The 19,113-nt window shown below is 69.5% G+C and carries 17 protein-coding genes; 9 read left to right on the plus strand and 8 right to left on the minus strand.

The features are described 5' to 3' along the window. Positions 1-902: 902 nt before the first annotated feature. From ACSEEN_RS09510 to ACSEEN_RS09520, 3 genes are all read left to right on the plus strand, one after another. Positions 903-2,324: a hypothetical protein gene (locus ACSEEN_RS09510; protein ID WP_440713038.1), complete on the plus strand. Its 1,422-nt coding sequence runs from the start codon at positions 903-905 to the stop codon at positions 2,322-2,324. Between the two features lie 245 nt (positions 2,325-2,569). After that, positions 2,570-3,055 (plus strand): hypothetical protein, encoded by a 486-nt coding sequence (locus ACSEEN_RS09515; RefSeq protein WP_440713039.1) that lies wholly within the window; start codon positions 2,570-2,572, stop codon positions 3,053-3,055. Positions 3,056-3,113: 58 nt separating this feature from the next. Continuing rightward, the gene (locus tag ACSEEN_RS09520; RefSeq protein WP_440713040.1) at positions 3,114-3,653 is read left to right on the plus strand and encodes a hypothetical protein; all 540 of its coding nucleotides are present in this window, start codon (positions 3,114-3,116) and stop codon (positions 3,651-3,653) included. Between the two features lie 210 nt (positions 3,654-3,863). Here the strand turns inward: ACSEEN_RS09520 and ACSEEN_RS09525 are convergent, their stop codons facing one another. The 4 genes from ACSEEN_RS09525 to ACSEEN_RS09540 form a co-directional block, all read right to left on the minus strand. Then, complete coding sequence (locus tag ACSEEN_RS09525; protein WP_440713041.1) at positions 3,864-4,277, minus strand: hypothetical protein; 414 nt, start codon at positions 4,275-4,277, stop codon at positions 3,864-3,866. Next, positions 4,274-6,088 (minus strand): type VII secretion AAA-ATPase EccA, encoded by a 1,815-nt coding sequence (eccA, locus tag ACSEEN_RS09530; protein WP_440713042.1) that lies wholly within the window; start codon positions 6,086-6,088, stop codon positions 4,274-4,276. Before eccA ends, ACSEEN_RS09525 begins: the two co-directional genes overlap by 4 nt. 78 nt (positions 6,089-6,166) lie before the next feature. Beyond that, a complete protein-coding gene (gene eutC, locus ACSEEN_RS09535) occupies positions 6,167-6,949 on the minus strand; it encodes an ethanolamine ammonia-lyase subunit EutC (protein WP_440713043.1) in 783 nt (260 codons plus the stop codon). Further along, on the minus strand, positions 6,946-8,361 hold the full coding sequence (locus tag ACSEEN_RS09540; protein ID WP_440713044.1) for an ethanolamine ammonia-lyase subunit EutB: 1,416 nt from the start codon (positions 8,359-8,361) through the stop codon (positions 6,946-6,948). The genes eutC and ACSEEN_RS09540 overlap by 4 nt, the downstream gene beginning before the upstream one ends. Before the next feature lie 161 nt (positions 8,362-8,522). Between ACSEEN_RS09540 and purL the strand changes: the two genes are divergently transcribed. From purL to ACSEEN_RS09560, 4 genes are all read left to right on the plus strand, one after another. Beyond that, positions 8,523-10,802 carry a phosphoribosylformylglycinamidine synthase subunit PurL gene (gene purL / locus ACSEEN_RS09545; protein ID WP_298446097.1) on the plus strand — a complete coding sequence of 760 codons (2,280 nt, stop codon included), beginning with the start codon at positions 8,523-8,525 and terminating at the stop codon, positions 10,800-10,802. 72 nt (positions 10,803-10,874) lie between these two features. Continuing rightward, positions 10,875-11,522: a CD225/dispanin family protein gene (locus ACSEEN_RS09550; protein WP_440713045.1), complete on the plus strand. Its 648-nt coding sequence runs from the start codon at positions 10,875-10,877 to the stop codon at positions 11,520-11,522. A 9-nt stretch (positions 11,523-11,531) separates the two neighbouring features. Continuing rightward, on the plus strand, positions 11,532-12,005 hold the full coding sequence (locus ACSEEN_RS09555; RefSeq protein WP_440713046.1) for a DUF2752 domain-containing protein: 474 nt from the start codon (positions 11,532-11,534) through the stop codon (positions 12,003-12,005). A 1-nt stretch (position 12,006) separates the two neighbouring features. Then, the gene (locus tag ACSEEN_RS09560) at positions 12,007-12,597 is read left to right on the plus strand and encodes a hypothetical protein (protein WP_247868149.1); all 591 of its coding nucleotides are present in this window, start codon (positions 12,007-12,009) and stop codon (positions 12,595-12,597) included. Between the two features lie 13 nt (positions 12,598-12,610). On the opposite strand, the gene ACSEEN_RS09565 is transcribed toward ACSEEN_RS09560, so the two are convergent. The 4 genes from ACSEEN_RS09565 to ACSEEN_RS09580 form a co-directional block, all read right to left on the minus strand. Further along, a complete protein-coding gene (locus tag ACSEEN_RS09565; protein ID WP_247866347.1) occupies positions 12,611-13,429 on the minus strand; it encodes a glycerophosphodiester phosphodiesterase in 819 nt (272 codons plus the stop codon). Between the two features lie 5 nt (positions 13,430-13,434). Next, the gene (locus ACSEEN_RS09570) at positions 13,435-14,946 is read right to left on the minus strand and encodes a glutamate-cysteine ligase family protein (RefSeq protein WP_247866348.1); all 1,512 of its coding nucleotides are present in this window, start codon (positions 14,944-14,946) and stop codon (positions 13,435-13,437) included. Positions 14,947-15,006: 60 nt separating this feature from the next. Continuing rightward, positions 15,007-15,915 (minus strand): tyrosine-protein phosphatase, encoded by a 909-nt coding sequence (locus tag ACSEEN_RS09575; RefSeq protein WP_298440793.1) that lies wholly within the window; start codon positions 15,913-15,915, stop codon positions 15,007-15,009. Between the two features lie 82 nt (positions 15,916-15,997). After that, positions 15,998-16,858, minus strand: coding sequence for a PHP domain-containing protein (locus ACSEEN_RS09580; protein ID WP_371307535.1), 861 nt, complete (start codon positions 16,856-16,858; stop codon positions 15,998-16,000). A 139-nt stretch (positions 16,859-16,997) separates the two neighbouring features. Between ACSEEN_RS09580 and ACSEEN_RS09585 the strand changes: the two genes are divergently transcribed. Both ACSEEN_RS09585 and purF read left to right on the plus strand, forming a co-directional pair. After that, positions 16,998-17,384: a sterol carrier family protein gene (locus ACSEEN_RS09585; protein WP_247866351.1), complete on the plus strand. Its 387-nt coding sequence runs from the start codon at positions 16,998-17,000 to the stop codon at positions 17,382-17,384. Positions 17,385-17,497: 113 nt separating this feature from the next. Beyond that, a complete protein-coding gene (purF, locus tag ACSEEN_RS09590) occupies positions 17,498-19,054 on the plus strand; it encodes an amidophosphoribosyltransferase (RefSeq protein WP_247866352.1) in 1,557 nt (518 codons plus the stop codon). Positions 19,055-19,113: the final 59 nt, after the last annotated feature.

Here is a 19,113-nt window from a genome sequence, read left to right on the forward strand (position 1 = left end):
ATCGCGGCCTTCCGCCGCCAGGGTCGATGATGCGTGTGAACCACGCCCGCGGAGCGACTTCGCCGCGCCGCCGCACAGTGTCGGCGATCACCGCACTGGCGGTACTGGTGCTCACCGGTCTGTGGTCTGCCGGTGTGGGTGGCGGTCTCGCATCGGCCAATCCCGAATGCGATGCCCTCCGCGCACAGTTCGGGGCGGGCTGGCCCTGCCTGGATGTTCCGATGTACACGCCGCCGCCGACACAGCAGGCTCCGCCGCCGATTGAGCCAGGGCAGACCGAAAGTCCCAGTGGTGGCCCGAATATCGGAGGTAGTCCCGGCGACGGCCCCGGCCAGGGCAACGGCACCCCGATTGTGAGCCCGCCCGGACACCGCGGCGGAACCGCCGCGGTGCCCGGCGGGCAGCACACGCCGGTAGGGCCGGTGGCCACGACCACGCCGCAGCACTCACCGCGACCCGCGGCGCCTTCGCCGGCAACGGCACCGCCAGCGGAGAGTTCGGTGCCTGGCGTACCCGCTCCGATCACCTCTTCTGGCGGCGATGGCTCGACTCCCGTATGGGCATGGCTCCTTGTCGCCGCCGCTGCGATCGCCGCGTCCTACCCAGGAGGCAAGCGTGCGGTCCGGGCCTCTTCGTCCGAACGACGCAGCCTTGGGCCTGCCGCCACGCCGGTCCTCGAGATTCGCCGGGACAACCCGGGTGGCAACTGGAATCGACACACGGACGATCCGCCGCCGGAGCCGGTGCAGCCTCCTCCGCCGCCGCAGCCGGTAGAACCTGTACAGCCACCTCCTGAGCCGACAAGTCCAGAGCCTCCTCCGCAGGAACCGGTCGAACCTGCTGCCCCAGTCGACCCGGCAGGGCCTGGAAGCGGCGGTGGCTCTGCTCAGACGATTGAACCTATGGGCCCCGGTAAGCTGAAAATACCGGGTCGCTCGTGGTTCTTCCCGCTGATTCCGGACGATCCCTTCCAGGGCGGCATTTTTGATCCGCCCTGGCGGACTAAGCCGCCGGTGCACAAGCCGTCAGAGGCCGAAGAACTATTGAAGAGACTGGAGGAGATTCTCAATCAGGACTTTACCTCGCTGACGAACGAAGAGTTCATAAAATGGTGGGCGCGCGCGAACTCACTCGCCGCAACATTGGAGCAGTATCTCGACGACCACGGCGACGAGATCGATCCAAAGCTGAGTCAGCAGCTACGTGACACGTGGGAAGACGTCCACCGGCATATCGATGACGAGTGGTACAAACGCTATGGTGCACTGAAGCCGAGATATCCAACCCCGACGACGCCGACACCGCCCGGCGACAAACCCGACCCGAAGCTCGATCCTGGTGATGATCCCGATCCGCATCTGCAACCGGGCGATGACCCGGATCCGGATCTGCAGCCGGGGGATGAACCGCCGTCGGAGTATCCGCCAACGGAGGAGCCTCCACAGGTGCCGGGTGATACGCCGGATACGATTCCGGACACGCCTCGCGATCCGGTGCCGAATGACGAGGTGCCCGGGGATGGCTCCGGGCACGACCAACCGACGGACCCCCTGCCCCGCGAGCCGGCACCGGAGTTTCCCGACGAAACACGCCCGCCCGAGGTCACGCCGAGAGGGGATACGCCCGCGCCGCAGCGGCCGGAACCGCCGGCCGGAGAGCCAGGCGAACAGCCTGATCGCCCGCCGGCAGAGGGCGCGGATCCCTCGATCTTCGATGGAGTGGCCAGCTGGTTGACCGGTATCGTGATGAACGCTGAGCCCCCGCCGGGCGACGGTCCCACCTCTGAGCCGGGCCGTGGGTCACTGCTGACGCAGGGCGCGATAATTGTCAAGCTCATCGAAATCATCGATGACCTTGCCGATGACATGCGCGGAGACGAGGAGTGGCGTAAGGCGACACCACAGGCTTGGGGCACCGAGCTGCACAAACGCTTAGAGCACTATCTCAAAGAATATTTGGAGTTGCAGGATCTCATCGAGAAATCAGGGTTCGCACTAAAGATCGAGGAGTCACTGCAGCGAGGGGAAGAGATAGAGCGAGATCAGAATGGGAAAATCGTATGGGCGCCCCGTGGCCAGAACGGTACAGTTCGTCCAGATGTCATTATCACACAAGTGATCGATGGTGATGAGACCATCGCGATGGTTCTCGACCTGAAGACCGGCAAGGCAAGAATTTCGAGGGCCTGGAAAGAAGCCATTGGGGAGCTGATTGGAAAAAGCGGTGAGCAGCTCGATTCCATCGTACGGCCGATAAGGCCAACGAATCCGAAGAGGGCTGATCGGTTTATTGAAATCACGGAGGAGGACTTCCCATGGGATTGAGCGTAGCCGAATGGGGGCGAGTATCTGCAGCAGGAATTGACTTGCTTGGATCGAATTGGATCACGGTTGGAAGAGGCCGTCAGGTAAAGGTTGTACGTGTTCCCGTTGGTTGGTGGGGGCAGTACGTGTATCACGAGAACTCTAGTGCCGGCCGGTTTGTGGCTTGGGGATCAATCCTAGCCAAGCCCGCGGCCTCCGCGTATCGCTGGGGTGACAGTGGTGCTGACCTTGAAATACTGCGCCAGGTGGAGAGTTCCGACCGGATACGGGATATGGTCCACGTTGAGAAGCCGAGTGCTCTCGTCGCTTTTGCCGAGTCGACGGATCTGCACATATTTGCGCCGGATCGGAATCTCTCACTGATTGTTCGCGACAGTGAAGAAAAGTATGCGGGCTGGCTCCGGAAGGGGCAGGATAGAGTGGCGCGGATTTACCGAAAGAATACGCGGCAATTCCTGGTTATTTTAAGAGTGTTGACTGGATCTAAGGAGCGGGAAGGGTTGGTATCGGACGTTCAGTGGGTGCTGGAAGAAGACCTGGACACGGGCCGGGGCAATGGTGAATGGAACGCGCGTTTCTGGCCGGAGTTGTTGAGCTACCTTGAGGCGGCGGATCGGCCGGGTATGGAAGGCCTGCTGTTGGCTACGCGTCAGCAAAATCTGGTTGATCTTGGCGTACCGGACGAGTTCGTGGCCGATGTGAGTGTTCCGGAGCCGATCGTCCCGTGGTGAGGGTCACGTCTACGCAGATCGAGTGGTTGGCTATGTTTCTTGGAACGGAGGGTGATTGATGAGCACGTACGGACTGGTGATTGTGGCCGACGTCCCCGATGTCGAGGCCGGGGAACGGCTGGGGGAGCACATCGCCCGGTTCCTCGCCGATGGGCCGGGGTACGGCGAGGACGTCGTCTATGAGGTCGAGGAGACCGACGAGGGGGCGCGCCTGTCGATGAATGGGCAGGGTGTGGTCGCCGATCACAAGGAGGCGTCGTTCTTCACCGAGGCGCCGGTGGGGCGGGCGGTGATCTGTGAGGACGGTGACGAGTACGGCGTCGTCTTCCAGGTGTGGAAGCTCGATCCGGCTGGCAGCGAGTGCGTGTATCGGGCCTACGTGCAGGATCCGGAATTGGATCCGGAGCCGTCGACGGCGGCGCGGTCCATCATCGGCGCCGAGGCCGCTGCCGCTGCCGCGGCGTTGTATGGGGCGGACCCCCAACGATTGCTGGCGCTGGAAGCGGATCCGTCGCCGGTGGTCGATCAGCTGGGCATCATCGGGAGCCCGTTCGATCCCTGGATGGAGATCTTCGATCGGGAGTGGCCGGAGATCTGAGCCGGGACGGCGCGTTCGCGACATTCGGATCGTCGCCGCGACATCGGGAGAGGAAGCGACGACCGCGGTTGTCGCTTCCTCGCTGAGTGTCGCTTCCCGGCGGGGAGTGTCGCGGGTGTCCGGGCCGCCGCTGCCGGCGACTGCGGGTTCGGTGACGGTGTCTGCGTGATCGCTGTCGATCTGGCCATCGTCTTCGAGGTCAAGGCCGGCTTAGACGGGGCCCGCGTGGATGGCGATGGCCACCGCGATGACCGTGAACACCGCCTGTGCACCGAGCCCGAGCAGGGCGACCCACCAGCAGAGCCGTTTCCGGCAGAGATGAGACACGCACCACGTCAGCACGCTGAGCGCGATCACCACGCCGGAGATCAGCGAGATCGCCATGCCCGCGTAGATGTAGCCATCGCCGCCGCACGGGGTGGAGTCGCCGCAGCTGTCGGTGCCGATCGCTGCGAATGCCGAGAGGAAGAAGCCGATCGCCGCCGCGACCATCTGGAGCAGCCAGAGCACGAGCGCGCCGAGGGCGTCGAAGGTACGCGCGACGGGGCCGGGAGGTCCGGCACTGCGGGGCCCGCGGCCGCGGCGGCCGGGCGGGGGAGAGTAGGGGTCGATCAGTTCGGTCACCCGAAGGAGTCTGCCCGCGCCGGGCCCGGCGCGGATGCGCGAAAATACCTGGATTGTTCCGGTCCAGGAGCAGGCGTGGGCGGCCGCGGGACGACGGCGTCCAGCGCACGGCGGATGTCGGCGGCGTCCAGTGTCATGAGGTCGGTCTCGGTGAGCGAATCGAGGTCGTCGCGGGTGGCGAGCCGGTGTTCGCGCTCCTCCTCGGCGGCCTCGATCACGTTGCGCACCAGCCGCCCGTTCCCGGCGGCGTCGGTGCCGCGGCGCGGTCCCGCCGGGGTCGGTGCGAGGTCGTCGTACAGGGCGGTGAAAGCCGTCATGAGCAGCGCGGAGGCCTCCGCGGTGAGACGGGCGTCGCGGCGGTCGGCGATCACCTCGGCGATCCGCGTCAGCTCGCCGGGCAGGTACGACGGGAACCGGATGCGCCGCGCGAAACGGGAGGCCAGGCCCTCGTTGGCGGCCAGCAGACGGTCGATCTCGTCGTCGTATCCGGCGATGATGACGACGAGCCGGTCGCGGTCGGACTCCATCCGCTGCAGCAGGGTGTCGAGGGCCTCGCGGCCGAAGGCATCGCCGCCGGACAGTCCCTCCTGGATCAGCGTGTACGCCTCGTCGAGGAACAGCACACCGTCGAGGGCGGAGTCGATCACCTTCCCGGTCTTCGGCGCGGTGCTGCCCAGGTGCTGGCCGACCAGGTCGCGGCGGGACACCTCGACCACGCGGTCGGTGGCGAGCAGGCCGAGAGCGCAATAGAGCTTCGCGACGATCCTGGCGACGGTGGTCTTACCCGTTCCGGGCGGGCCGGTGAAGGCCAGGTGCAGGCTGCGTTCCCCGGTCCGCAGACCGCGCTGCGCACGGACCTTCGCGAGGGTCGCCGTCGACCGGAGCCGCGCCACCTGCTGTTTCACCTCGGTCAGCCCGACCTGTGCATCGAGTTCGGCTTCCAGCTCCGCCAGTCGTGCGGCGGCGGGATCTCCGCCGGTATCCGCGGGGTCGACGTCGGGCCGAGCGCCGTCGTCTCCCTCGCCGAGCACCAGCCGGTAGGCCGGATCGGTCAGCGCCCGGGTGGCCTCGGTCAGTCTGGGATCGAGCGCGACGGCCTCCTGGAAGAGGGTGCGCGCGGCGGCCTCGTCGCCCCGCTCCCGCTGCGCCATGCCGATGGTGAACGCGGCCTGCGCGCGGCAGTTGGTGAGCGGCCCGTCGCGGACCTCGGTCAGCCGGCGGATGCCCTCGTCGAACAGGCCGAGGTGGACGCACGCGGTGCCGGCCATCACCGCGGCGGCGGTGGCCAGGTACTCGTCGTCCCACCGGTCGGCCCGGGCGAGTGCGGTCAGCACCCGCGGCCAGTCGTGGGCGCGCAGATGCACCATCGCCCAGCAGAACTCGGTGATCGGCGAGCCATCGTCGCCGAGGTCGTCGAGCACCCGGCGGGCCCCGTCGACGTCGTTCCCGGACAGCAACGACGCGGCGTACGCGAGCGCGGCCTGGGCGGCGTCGGCGACCGGGTAGTCGACGAACATCCCGGTCGGGGCGCGGCCGCACAGCATTCCGGTGGGCAGGCCGAGACGACGCTGCTGCGCGCCGATCGTCGCCCGGGCCGCGTAGAGGCCGAACAGGGTCTCGCCGGATGCGTCGCCCGCGGCGAGCCGGCCCAGCCAGGCGTCGCCCATCGCCGGGTCCGCCTCGGTCGCGCGGGTGAAGGCGAGCAGCGCGTCGGCCGGCCTCGGCCGGGGATCCTGGCCGTCGATCGGGATACCGAGCCGGAGCACACCGGCGTCGAAGTAATCGCGCGCGAGACGTCGCAGATCGGTCATGGTCCCCCCGAACCTTCCAGCTCCCGAACCCCGAGCCGTTGCTCCGTGACTGTAGTCGCCGCGGCGCCGGCGCACGCCCTATTCGAGACCGTCGACCACCGGGGCATCGAGCTCGGCCCGCGAGGTGTCCTTGAGGTCGACGCCGGATCGTCCGAGCCGGCGCGCACCGGTCACCAGGGCCGCGGCGACCGCGGCCGCCGACCGGTAGTCGAGACCGTCGGGCGGATGGATGTTGGAGATGCAGTTGCGGTCGGCGTCGGTGACCCCGGTCGCGTAGTCGCCCGGGTCTGCGCGATGCGTCAGATAGATGCCGATGCTGTCGGCCACCGAGAGGCCCGGGCGTTCGCCGATCAGCACCAGCACGGTCCGGACACCGAGCGCATGCGCGATGTGATCGCCGAGCGCCACCCGCGCCTGCGTCGCGATCACCGGGGATGCGACGACGACGTCGGCCGGGAGCCGGTCGGCGATCGCGGCGAGCAGGCCCGTTCCGTGCACGGAGACCGCCCGCGGCGACAGGCCGTCGGCGAGCACGACCGCCAGATCGGCCGCGGCCGGGGTCAACGCGCTCAGATCGGCCGGACGGCGGCCGAGGTCGGGCCGGCGCAGGTACTCGGCCCGGTCCGCGGCGAGCGAGCGCACGGCGATCGGGTCACCCAGGCCCAGTGCGGCGACCTCGCCGGCCAGGGCGTCGACGTCGAGCGGCTGGTGGACGGCGTCGCGGGCCGCGGCGTGCGCGGCGCCGAACTCCAGCAGGCGAGTGGTGGTGAGGGCGTCACCCGCGCGGCCCAGCCCGATGCGCGCCTGAGTCGTCGTGCGCAGACCGTCCCAGACCGCGGCGGACTCGTCGGCGGCGCTCACGCCGGCTCCCGGGCGGCGAGAGCGCGGAGCGGGGAGGCGTCCACGGTGATGTCGCGCAGGCCGCCGGCGTCGTCGAGCATGCCCTGCGCCGCCAGCCAGGCATCGAACTCGGGAGCGGGCCGCAGGCCGAGGGCACGCCGGATGTAGAGCGCGTCGTGATAGGCGAGCGACTGGTAGCCGAGCATCACGTCGTCGGCGCCGGGCACGGTGATCACGAAGTCGACGCCGGCCACCGCGAGCAGGGTGAGCAGGTCGTCCATGTCGTCCTGGTCGGCCTCGGCGTGGTTGGTGTAGCAGACGTCGACGCCCATCGGCAGCCCGAGCAGCTTGCCGCAGAAGTGGTCCTCCAGTCCGGCCCGGGTGATCTGCTTGCCGTCGTACAGGTATTCCGGTCCGATGAAACCGACGACGGTGTTCACCAGCAGCGGTTCCAGCCGCCGGGCGACGGCGTACGCCCGCGTCTCCAAGGTCTGCTGGTCCACCGGCAGGCCGCCGGTGCCGAGATGGGCGCCCGAGGACAGCGCCGAACCCTGACCGGTCTCCAGGTACATCACGTTGTCGCCGACGGTGCCGCGCCGCAGTTCGCGGGCCGCGGCATTGGCCTCCTCCAGGAGCGCGAGCGTCACGCCGAACGCCCGGTTGGCGCCCTCGGTCCCGGCGATCGACTGGAAGACGAGGTCGACCGGCGCGCCCTGTTCGATCAGGCCCAGGGTGGTGGTGACGTGGCTGAGCACGCACGACTGGGTGGGGATCTCGAAGCGGGTGCGGATCTCGTCGAGCAGACGCAGGAGATCGGCGGTGGCGTGCGGCGAGTCGGTCGCCGGGTTGATGCCGATCACCGCGTCGCCGCAGCCGAGGAGCAGGCCGTCGAGCGTGGCGGCGGCGATGCCGCGCGGGTCGTCGGTCGGGTGGTTCGGCTGAAGCCGGGTGGCCAGTGTGCCCGGGGTGCCGATCGTGGTGCGGAACGCGGCCCGCACGTCGATCGCGCGGGCCACGGAGATCAGGTCCTGGTTGCGCATCAGTTTGCTCACCGCGGCCACCATCTCCGGGGTGAGGCCGGCCGACAGCGCGGACAGCCGGGCCGCGGCGTCCGGGCGGGTCACCGTGGTCAGCAGCAGGTCGCGCAGACCGCCGACGGTGAGCGCGGCGATCGGGGCGAACGCCGCCCGGTCGTGAGTGTCGATGATCAGCCGCGTCACCTCGTCGGTCTCGTACGGCACCACCGGGTTTTCCAGGAAGACGGTGAGCGGCAGATCGGCGAGCACCCACTTCGCGGCCGCGCGCTCGGCGTCGGAGTCGGCGGCGCAGCCGGCGAGCTGGTCACCGCTGCGCAGCGGCGTGGCCTTCGCGAGGATCTCGATGAGGGAGCCGAACGTGTAGGTGCGACCGTGCACCGTCTGACTGGCGATCATGCGGCACCGCACTCGGCTTCGGCGCGGTGGCGCAGCGCGATGTGGCTGACCATCTTCCACATATAGCCGACCGGGAGCACCGGCGCCCGACTTCGGCACGGTCGTTCCGGCCCGCCGATCGAGGTGCGGGGCTCCGAACCCGCTGACATAGACTGTCCGGTGTGAGCGCCCAGGTCGATACCGTTTCCCACGCCGCCGAAACCCCCGAACACCCGCAGCCTTTCGCCGAACTCGGCCTGAAGGACGACGAGTACGCGCGGATCCGCGAGATCCTCGGCCGTCGTCCCACCGACGCCGAACTCGCGATGTACTCGGTGATGTGGTCCGAACACTGCAGCTACAAGTCGTCCAAGGTGCACCTGCGCTACTTCGGTGAGACCACCACCGACGAGATGAAGGCCGGGATGCTGGCCGGCATCGGGGAGAACGCCGGCGTGGTGGACGTGGGCGACGGCTGGGCGGTGACCTTCAAGGTCGAGTCGCACAACCACCCCAGCTACGTGGAGCCGTACCAGGGTGCGGCCACCGGCGTCGGCGGCATCGTCCGCGACATCATGGCGATGGGTGCCCGGCCGATCGCGGTGATGGACCAGCTGCGGTTCGGCGCCGTCGACCATCCCGACACCCGCCGCGTGGTGGACGGCGTGGTCCGCGGTGTCGGCGGCTACGGCAACTCCCTCGGCCTCCCGAACATCGGCGGCGAGACCGTCTTCGACGCCAGCTACCAGGGCAACCCGCTGGTCAACGCGCTCTGCGCGGGCGTGCTGCGGGCTGAAGACCTGCACCTGGCCTTCGCCTCCGGCGCGGGCAACAAGATCATCCTGTTCGGCGCGCGGACCGGGCTCGACGGCATCGGCGGCGTCTCGGTGCTCGCCTCGGAGACCTTCAACGACGACGGCGGGCCGTCGCGCAAGAAGCTGCCGAGCGTGCAGGTGGGCGACCCGTTCACCGAGAAGGTGCTGATCGAGTGCTGCCTCGAGCTGTACCGCGACCACCTGGTGGTCGGCATCCAGGACCTCGGCGGCGCCGGACTCTCCTGCGCGACCTCCGAACTCGCGGCGGCCGGTGACGGCGGCATGCACATCGACCTGGAGAAGGTCCCGATGCGCGCCGAGGGGATGACCCCGGCCGAGGTGCTCTCCAGCGAGTCGCAGGAGCGCATGTGCGCGGTCGTGTCGCCGGAGAACGTCGACGCGTTCATGGCCGTGTGCCGCAAGTGGGACGTGCTGGCCACCGTGATCGGCGAGGTCACCGACGGCGACCACCTGCAGATCACCTGGCACGGCGAGACCGTCGTCGACGTGCCGCCGCGCACCGTCGCCCACGACGGCCCGGTCTACCAGCGTCCGGTGGCGCGTCCGGACAGCCAGGACGAGGTGATCGCGTCGACCACCGCGGGCCTGGCGCGGCCGTCGTCCGGCGACGAACTCCGGGAGACCTTCCTGGCGTTGCTGGCCAGCCCCGCGCTGTGCAGCCGCAAGTTCATCACCGAGCAGTACGACCGTTACGTGCGCGGCAACACCGTGCTCGCCGAGCACGCCGACTCCGGCATGATCCGCATCGACGAGGAGACCGGCCGCGGCATCGCGCTCGCCACCGACGCGTCGGGCCGCTACACCTTCCTCGATCCGTACCGCGGTGCGCAGCTCGCGCTGGCCGAGGCCTACCGCAACGTGTCGGCGGCGGGTGCGACGCCGCGCGCGGTGAGCAACTGCCTCAACTTCGGCTCGCCGGAGGACCCGGCCGTGATGTGGCAGTTCAGCCAGGCCGTCCGCGGCCTCGCCGACGGCTGCGCGCAGCTCGGCATCCCGGTGACCGGCGGCAACGTCAGCTTCTACAACCAGACCGGCACCACCGCGATCCTGCCGACCCCGGTGGTCGCGGTCCTCGGTGTGATCGACGACGTCGACCGCCGCATCCCGACCGGTTTCGGCACCGAGCCGGGCGAGACGCTGATCCTGCTCGGCGAGACCCGCGACGAGTTCGACGGCTCCATCTGGGCGCAGGTGCGCCACGACCACCTCGGCGGCGTGCCTCCGCAGGTCGACCTGGAACGCGAGCGCCTGCTCGGCGAGATCCTCGTCGCCGGTTCGCGCGACGGCATGATCTCCGCCGCGCACGACCTGTCCGAGGGCGGCCTGATCCAGGCCGTCGCCGAATCGGCGCTGGCCGGGGAGACCGGCTGCCGGCTGGTGCTGCCGGAAGGTGCCGACCCGTTCGTCACGCTGTTCTCCGAGTCCACCGGCCGGGTGCTGGTCGCGGTTCCGCGCACCGAGGAATCGCGCTTCTGCTCGATGCTCGACGCCCGCGGTCTGCCGTGGGCGCGCATCGGCGTCGTCGACCAGGGCAGCGACTCGATCGAGGTCCAGGGACAGTTCTCGGTGACCCTCGATGAGGTCCGTGCCGTGCACGAGGGCACCCTGCCTGCGCTGTTCGCCTGACGGCGTTCATTCTCCTGCCGGATCGGTCCGCTACGATCGGCCTACCGTAAAAGTCACCCCGAGAGGACCGAGATGACGACCCCGAACGACCCGCAGAACACTCCGGAGCCGACCGAGGGCGCCCAGCCGGCCTCCGAGGGGGCCACCGAGTACGTGCAGCGACCCGATCTGACTTCGCCTGCACCGGCCGCACAGCCGGAGGGGCAGACCGAGTTCGTGCAGCAGCCGCCGCCCCCGCCCGCCCCCGGTCAGGCGGCGCCCTACGGTCAGCCGGCGCCCGAGTACGGGCAACCTGCTCCCGGGTACGGTCAGGTTCCCGCGTATGGCCAGCCGCCGGTGCCCGGACAGCCGATCCCCGGAGCGTCGTATGGGGCGGCCCAGTACCCGGCCCCAGCAGGTGTTCCCGGCGCTGCACCGGCGAACAGCCTCGCCTCGTCGATCGTCGTCACGGTGCTCAGCGTCATCGTCTCGCTGGTCTGCTGCAGTCCGCTGAGCCTGGTGGCGGCGGGCCTGGGCATAGTTGCGATCGTCAAGGCCACCGCGGTCGGCAAGCTGTGGGGCATGGGCGACGCTGCTGCCGCCCAGCAGAACTCTGCCGACGCGGCCAAGTGGTCCAAGATCGCGTGGATCGTATTCGGAGCAGTGCTAGTGATCTGGATCATCCTCGGAATCATCCTGTGGGCCACCGGAAACACTGCCTATTACTACAACGTGGACTAGACGCAGACGATGACGATGATTGTCGCGCCGTCACAGCCGAAACCTCCGAACCGGAGCCTCGCCACCGTGCAGAAGGTGGTGAGGCACCGGATCGCAGGACCGGCGGCGATCCTCACCGGGGTTGCGGCGGCGGGAACTTTCATATGGTTCGCGAATCCGACCAAACCCGGGGGGCTCATGCCTCCGTGTCCGACGCATGCCCTCCTCGGGATCGACTGCCCGGGATGCGGAATGTCGCGGGCCATCTATTCTCTCGAACACGGGAGAATCGGTGACGCGTTGCACTACAACGCGCTGGGTGTCGTGGCTCTGTTCTTGCTTGCGGCGAGTTTCGTCACCTATGCCGTCGGTCTGTGGCGGGGACGACCGGTGTCGAACTGGCAGCGATGGCGATACGCCCCCACCGTAGCCCTCGTCGTGACCCTGGTGTGGTTCGTGATCCGGAACATCCCGATCGCGCCGTTCGACAGCCTGAAAGTGTGACATGACGCCGCCTGATTTCTCCAAGCCCGGCTCCGGGAAGTCGAACGACGACAGTTGGTCGGCGTACGAACCGACCCAGATCGCGCCGACCCCGGGCCCGTCGCCCGCGCCGAACCCGGCGCCGGAGACGCCCTACTACGACCAGCCGGCGGATCCGTACTACGCGGCACCGGCGCCGATGCCCGCTCCGGCGCCCTACCCGGCGCCCGCTCCCGCACCGTTCCCGTACGCGCCGTCGTACGGTCCGGTGGCCGCTCCGGGCCCGGCCCCGGCGACCGGGCAGGTGTCGTCGATCGTCGCCATCGTGATCGGCGGCCTGTTCGCTGTCACCTGTTACGGCCTGCCGGTCGGTCTCGCGCCGCTGATCCTCGGCATCCTGGGGCTGACCAAGTCGAACGCGTCGGGCAACTACTGGCGCACCGGTCAGGCCGAACTCGCCGTCCAGACGGCCGAGTCGTCGAAGAAGATGGCCATGTGGGCGTGGATCGCCTTCGCGATCGGCTTCGTGATCGCGGTGATCGTGGTGGTCGCCATCATCATCTGGGCCGTCTACTACGCGGACAGCACGTCGTCGTCGGGCTACTCGACGTAGTCGCCCGCGACGGTCAGCCCAGCAGCGCGGCCAGGCCCTCGGGGTCGTCGACGGTGAGCTGGTCGACGCCGAGCCCGACCAGGCGCGTCGCCACCGGGACCATGCCCGGGTTCGCCGCGCCGTAGAAGGTGTAGGCGTCCACTTCCCGGCCGCGCGCGTGGAAGGCGTCGATCACGTCGAATCCGCGGTCCGCCGCCGCGGTGACCAGCCGGATCTCCAGATAGATCGTCGTCGCCCGCGGTGACGCCGCACACGCCTTCTCGACGAACCGCGCGAACCGGCCCGAGACGAGTACGCGGTCGACGGCGCCGCGATGGCACGGGTCGTAACCGACCGCCACGCCCGGCGCCGCGCCGGTCAGCAGCCGTACCGCCTTCGCATCCCCGCACGACAGGATCAGGTGCTCCGCGATCGGTTCGACCGCCGCCGCGAACGCGGCGATGCTCTGCCGGTCCAGGGCCCGCGCGGTGTCCTTGAAGTCCAGCTGGAGGAGTGCGTCGGCGGGCAGCTGTTCGCCGCTGAGCAGGTCTGCGAGGTCCTCCAGGAGCAGGACGGGCTCGCCGCACGGACGGTGCTGGGCGTCGAGCAGTTCCAACGTCCGGAGGGTGGCGGCGGGCGTCTTGCGGACCTTGCCCCGACCGGTGGTGGAGTCGGCCAGCTCGGCGTCGTGCAGGATCGCGAAACCGCCGTCGGCGTGCACCAGCAGATCCACCTCGACGCTCGCACCCAGGCGGAGGCCTTCGAGGATGCGCGTCGCGGTGAAGGGCACGTCGCTCGCCGTCTTCCGGGCCCGATGCCATTTGAGGCGCGGGAGTCGTGCGGGGGAGGCCATGGCGTTCAGGGTAGTGGCCAGTTGTGGACCGGTTCGCCCTCGTGCATCAGGGCCACGTAGTCGGCGAGCATGCCGCGCAGCGCCTCGGCCCGGCCCTCACCGGCCGCCTCGCGGGCGGCGACGGCCTTGCGCTGCCACACCGAGCCGGTCTGCTTGGTGACGCACCGTCCGTGGATGATCCCGAGGTAGCGGCTCTTGGCCTTCTCGGACACCCCGAAGGCGTCGAGCCCGCGCTCGGCGAGCGGCAGCAGACGGCGCAGGACCAGCTCGTCCGGATGCACCCAGCCGACATCGGGCCAGTACAACTGTGCGTTCATGCCCCAGTGGGCGCCGGCCGACAGGTTCTCGCGCGCCGCGTCGAACGACATCCGCGACCAGATCGGCCGGTCGCTCTCGACCAGGCCGCGGACCACGCCGTAGTAGAAGGCGGCGTTCGCCATGACGTCGACCACGGTGGGGCCGGCCGGCAGGACGCGATTCTCCACGCGCAGGTGCGCCTGGCCGTCGACGACGTCGTACACCGGGCGATTCCACCGGTAGACGGTGCCGTTGTGCAGGCGCAGCTCATCGAGGGTGGGGATCGCGCCGTCGTCGAGCACGGCGAGGGGATCGACCTCGGTGGAGACCGGGAGCAGGGCGGGGAAGTAGCGGATGTTCTCCTCGAACAGATCGAAGATGGTGTTGATCCAGCGCTCGCCGAACCAGACGCGCGGCCGCACACCCTGATTCTTGAGTTCCAGCGGCCGGGTGTCGGTGGCCTGCTCGAACACCGGGATACGGGTCTCGTGCCAGAGCGCCTTGCCGTCGAGGAACGGCGAGTTCCCGGCGATCGCCACCTGGACGCCGGAGATGGCCTGGGCGGCGTTCCAGTGCGCGGCGAAATCCTCCGGGGCCACCCGCAGATGCAGTTGCAGGGAGGTGCACGCCGCCTCGGGGAGGATCGAGTCGGTGGTGGTCCGCAGGCGGTCGGCCGGGCCGCTCTCGGTCAGCGGGACACCGGTGATGTCGAGTTCCAGGTCTTCACCGCGGGCGGCGAAGATCTGTTCGTTGAGCAGGTCGTAGCGGGGATTGGCGGAGATCCAGTGGTGGGCGAAGTGCTCCGCGCGCAGGGTCGGCAGCATGCCGACCATCACCAGATGATTGCCGGTGGTCTTCGCGGCGGCGTCCGCCCGGTTGAGGGAACTGCGCAGCCCCTGCTCGAGGCTGACGGTGTCGCCTCCGACGAACGGTCGCGGCGAGACGTTGATCTCGATGTTGAACTGGCCGAGTTCGGTCTGGTACATCGGGTCGGCGATCGCCTCGAGCACCTCGGCGTTGGCCATCGACGGGTTGGCGGCCGCGTCGATCAGATTGAGCTCCACCTCCATCCCGAGGAGCGGTTCGGGTGGCTGCCCGTGATCGGTGAACAGCCCGCCCGCCAGCATCCGGGCGATCGCCTCGGTGCCGCGGGAGACCTGCGACCGGAAGCGGACCCGATCGGCTCCGGTGAACTGCTGGCGGCTGACGTCTTCGCCCATGCCGCCATCGTGCCGGAACGACGCTGCCGCCGCAGGCCGATCGGATCCCTCACTCGCCGATCAGTAGGTCAGCTCCGCGCGCAACGCGTTCAGGGTCTTGCCGTCCAGGCCGAGTCCCTTGCGCAGGTAGCCGTCGATGCTGCCGTAGTCCTTGACGGCCTGGTCGAGGCCGGCCTGCAACGCCTCGGGGAAGACGCCGAGCAGGACCCGGGCACCCGCGCCCGCGGTCGGGCCGTACTGCTTGGTGAACGCCTGCGCCGCGGCGTCGATCGACTTCGCCGAGTACTTGTTGGTCAGCAGATAGTTGCTCATGATGTCGCTGTGCGAGACGCCCGCGTTGCTGAGCAGCAGCGCGGAGGTCCAGCCGGTGCGGTCCTTGCCCGCGGTGTAGTGGTAGAGCACCGGGCCGGGCTGCGCGGCGATCGAGCGGAGCAGCCGGCCGAGCTCGGCGCGCTGGGCGGGGTCGGTGACGAAGTTCCGGTTGGCCTCGATCAGGAACTGCCGCGCCGACTCCGGGGTGAGCGTCGAGTAGTCGAAGCCGGCGGCGGCCTGCGAATCGTCGCCCATGATGTTGACGCGCGTGTACTTCGCCCCGGCCGGCACGGTGTCCGGCTTGGCGGTGACCTCGGAGGTGGTGCGCAGGTCGTAGACGCGGCGGATGCCGAGGGTGTTCAGGGTGGCCAGATCCTGCTTGTCCGGGGTGAGCGCGTTGGAGCGGTACACCACCCGGTGGCGCACGTGCTTGCCGCCGGCGGCGGGGTAGCCGAGGAGCGCGGGGCCGGCGAGGTCGCGGAAGTTGTCGACCGAGGCCAGCCGGGGCGTCAGCAGATCGGGATTGGCGAGGTGGGCGGCGGACGGTGCCGTGGTGGTCGGGGCGGCGTGCGCGGCCGGAACGAGACCCAACGAGACCAGGGCGGTGGCGGTCAGGGCGGTGGCGCCCAGGAGGCGGAGGCGGGAGAAGATCGTCATGCCTGAAGTTCTTAGGCGGCCCGGGTGTGCGGCGGCCCAACCTCGGGTGGCCGCCGGGTGTCGCCGGAACGAACCGCGCCGGTCAGGCGACGAACGGCGCGAGGGTCCCCAGCTCCACGATGCGCTCGACCACCTCGTCGCGTGTGCGCTCCTGGCCGATCCGCAGGGTCTTGTTGGCCCCGTGATAGTCGCTGGAACCGGTGTGCAGCAGGCCCAGGTCGGCGGCGATCCCGGCCAGTTCGGTGCGGGCCGCCGCGTCATGGTCGGGATGCTCCACCTCCATCCCGGCCAGCCCGGCCCGAGCGAGGTCGGCGAGCACCTCGGCGGTCAGCACGCTCGCGGCGGCCCGCGCCCGCGGATGGGCGACGACCGGGACGCCCCCGGCCGCTCGGACCAGGGCGATGCCCTCGATCAGCGATGTGGAGCGGAGGGCGGCGTAGTACGGGCTGTGGTCGTGGAGGAGCCGATCGAAGGCCTCGGACACCGAACCGACCGCCCCGGCGTCCATCAGCGCGCGAGCGATGTGCGGCCGGCCGATGTTGCTGGGCCCGGCGTGCGCACGCACCTCGTCGAGCGTGATCGGGTATCCGGCGGCGATCAGGTTCTCGACGATCCGCGCACCGCGCCCGGCGCGCTCGGTGCGCATCCGCTCCCACTCGGCCACCACGCCGGGGTGCTCGCGGTCGAAGAGATAGCCGAGCAGGTGCACGGAGACCAGTTCCCCGTCCGGGCCGGGATGCTTGGTGGAGAACTCGGTGCCGGCCAGCACCCGCATACCCGGGAGGACCAGGTCGCGCGCGTCGTCCCAGTGCTGCGCGGTGTCGTGATCGGTGATCGCGACCGTCGTCAGCCCCGCCGCGCGGGCCGCGTCGAACAGTTCCGGCACGGTGTCGGTGCCGTCCGAGTAGTGCGTGTGGACGTGCAGATCGGCGGTGCGGGTCACCCGGTCGAGAGTAGTCCCCGGCCGCGCGGATTCCTCCGGCACGGACGTCGGCCGTTGGCAGATGGCGGGCGACGGGGGAAGATTCCCCTCGTGAGCTCGTATCTGGCAATGGCCGACCATCTCGGGGCGGGTTGACGCCGTGGTGACCAAGAAGACCGTCGATCCGGCGGAGCTGCGGGCCGCGGTGCTGGGTGTCGTGGACTGGCTGCACGACGACGCGCGGCCGGCGCCCGCCCGCGGTGAGCTGGCCGCCGCGGTACGACTGTCCGCGCGTGCCCTGGCCCAGGACGCGCCCGGCAACGCGGTGGAGGTCAGGGTGCCGCCGTTCGTGGCCGTGCAGTGCCTGGAAGGGGTGCGGCACACCCGGGGCACGCCGCCGAACGTCGTGGAGACGACGCCGCGGGAGTGGCTGCTGCTGGTGACCGGCCTCGCCGAGCTGGACGAGTCGATCGCGGCGCATCGGGTCAGCGCCTCGGGGCACCGGGCGCCCGACATCGCGGCGTACCTGCCGCTGGTCCGGGTCTGAGTGTGTCGATTCCCACGCCCGATCGGCCGATCGCGACTGTTCACTTGCGATACCGGCACGTAAACTCTGTAGGACGTACGCCCGTCCCCAGCCCATGAAATCGGAGCGTCCCGGTGACAGACCTTTCCGTCCACTCGCCCAACCTGCTGAATCTCGACGAACCCGAGAACGAACCGCGCGAGGAATGCGGCGTCTTCGGTGTCTGGGCTCCCGGCGAGGACGTCGCCAAGCTCACCTACTACGGCCTCTACGCTCTGCAGCACCGCGGCCAGGAGGCGGCCGGCATCGCCGTCGGTGACGGCCACCAGGTTCTGGTCTTCAAGGATCTCGGCCTGGTCAGCCAGGTGTTCGACGAGCAGACGCTCGGTTCGATGGCCGGTCACATCGCCGTCGGGCACTGTCGTTACTCGACCACCGGCTCCACCAGCTGGGAGAACTCGCAGCCGATCTTCCGGCACACCGCGGCCGGCAACGGCGTGGCCCTCGGACACAACGGCAACCTGGTGAACACCGCCGCCCTCGCGCAGCGCGCCCGCGCGCTCGGCATCTACGGCGACAACGAGGGCGCCACCTCCGACTCCGACGTCGTCGGCGCCCTGCTGGCCTACGGCGCGGCCGACAAGACCCTGGAGCAGGCGGCCCTCGAGCTGCTGCCGACCTTGGAGGGCGCGTTCTGCCTCACCTTCCAGGACGAGAACACCCTGTACGCCGCGCGCGACCCGCACGGCATCCGCCCGCTGTCGCTCGGGCGGCTGGACCGCGGCTGGGTGATCGCCTCGGAGACCGCCGCGCTCGACATCGTGGGCGCGTCGTTCGTCCGCGACATCGAACCGGGCGAACTGCTCGCGATCGACGCCGACGGCGTCCGCAGCTCCCGCTTCGCCGAGCCCACCCCCAAGGGCTGCATCTTCGAATACGTGTACTTGGCGCGGCCCGACTCGGTGATCAACGGCCGCTCGGTGCACTCCACCCGCGTCGACATCGGGCGGCGCCTGGCCCGCGAACATCCCGCCGACGGCGACCTGGTGATCCCGGTGCCCGAATCCGGCACCCCCGCCGCCGTCGGATACGCCCAGGAATCGGGCATCCCCTACGGCCAGGGCCTGATGAAGAACGCCTACGTGGGCCGCACCTTCATCCAGCCCAGCCAGACCATCCGGCAGCTCGGTATCCGGCTGAAGCTGAATCCGCTCAAGGAAGTGATCCGCGGCAAGAAGCTCGTGGTGGTCGACGACTCGATCGTCCGCGGCAACACTCAGCGCGCGCTGATCCGCATGCTGCGGGAGGCCGGCGCCGCCGAGGTGCACGTCCGGATCGCGTCGTCGCCGGTGCGCTGGCCCTGCTTCTACGGCATCGACTTCGCGTCGCCCGCCGAACTCATCGCCAACGGCATGGAGTCCGAGGAGGGCCTCGTCGAGGGCGTGCGGCAGGCGATCGGCGCGGACTCGCTCGGCTACCTCAGCGTCGACGGGATGGTCGCCGCCACCGAGCAGCCGTCCGACGCGCTGTGCAAGGCGTGCTTCGACGGGCACTACCCGATCGATCTGCCCAAGGAGACCTCGATGGGCAAGGCCGTGCTGGAGACGATGCTCAAGAACTCCTCGGCCGGCGAGATCATCGACCCGCTCACCACCGCCAACGACAACGTCAGCGCGGTCATGCGCCCGTAAGGTCTTTCCCGGCCTCTCCCGGCGCGGTCGCGACCAGGCGCTCGGGTAGCCTGGTCTGC

Source organism: Gordonia marina (assembly GCF_052036135.1).
Taxonomy (GTDB): domain Bacteria; phylum Actinomycetota; class Actinomycetes; order Mycobacteriales; family Mycobacteriaceae; genus Gordonia.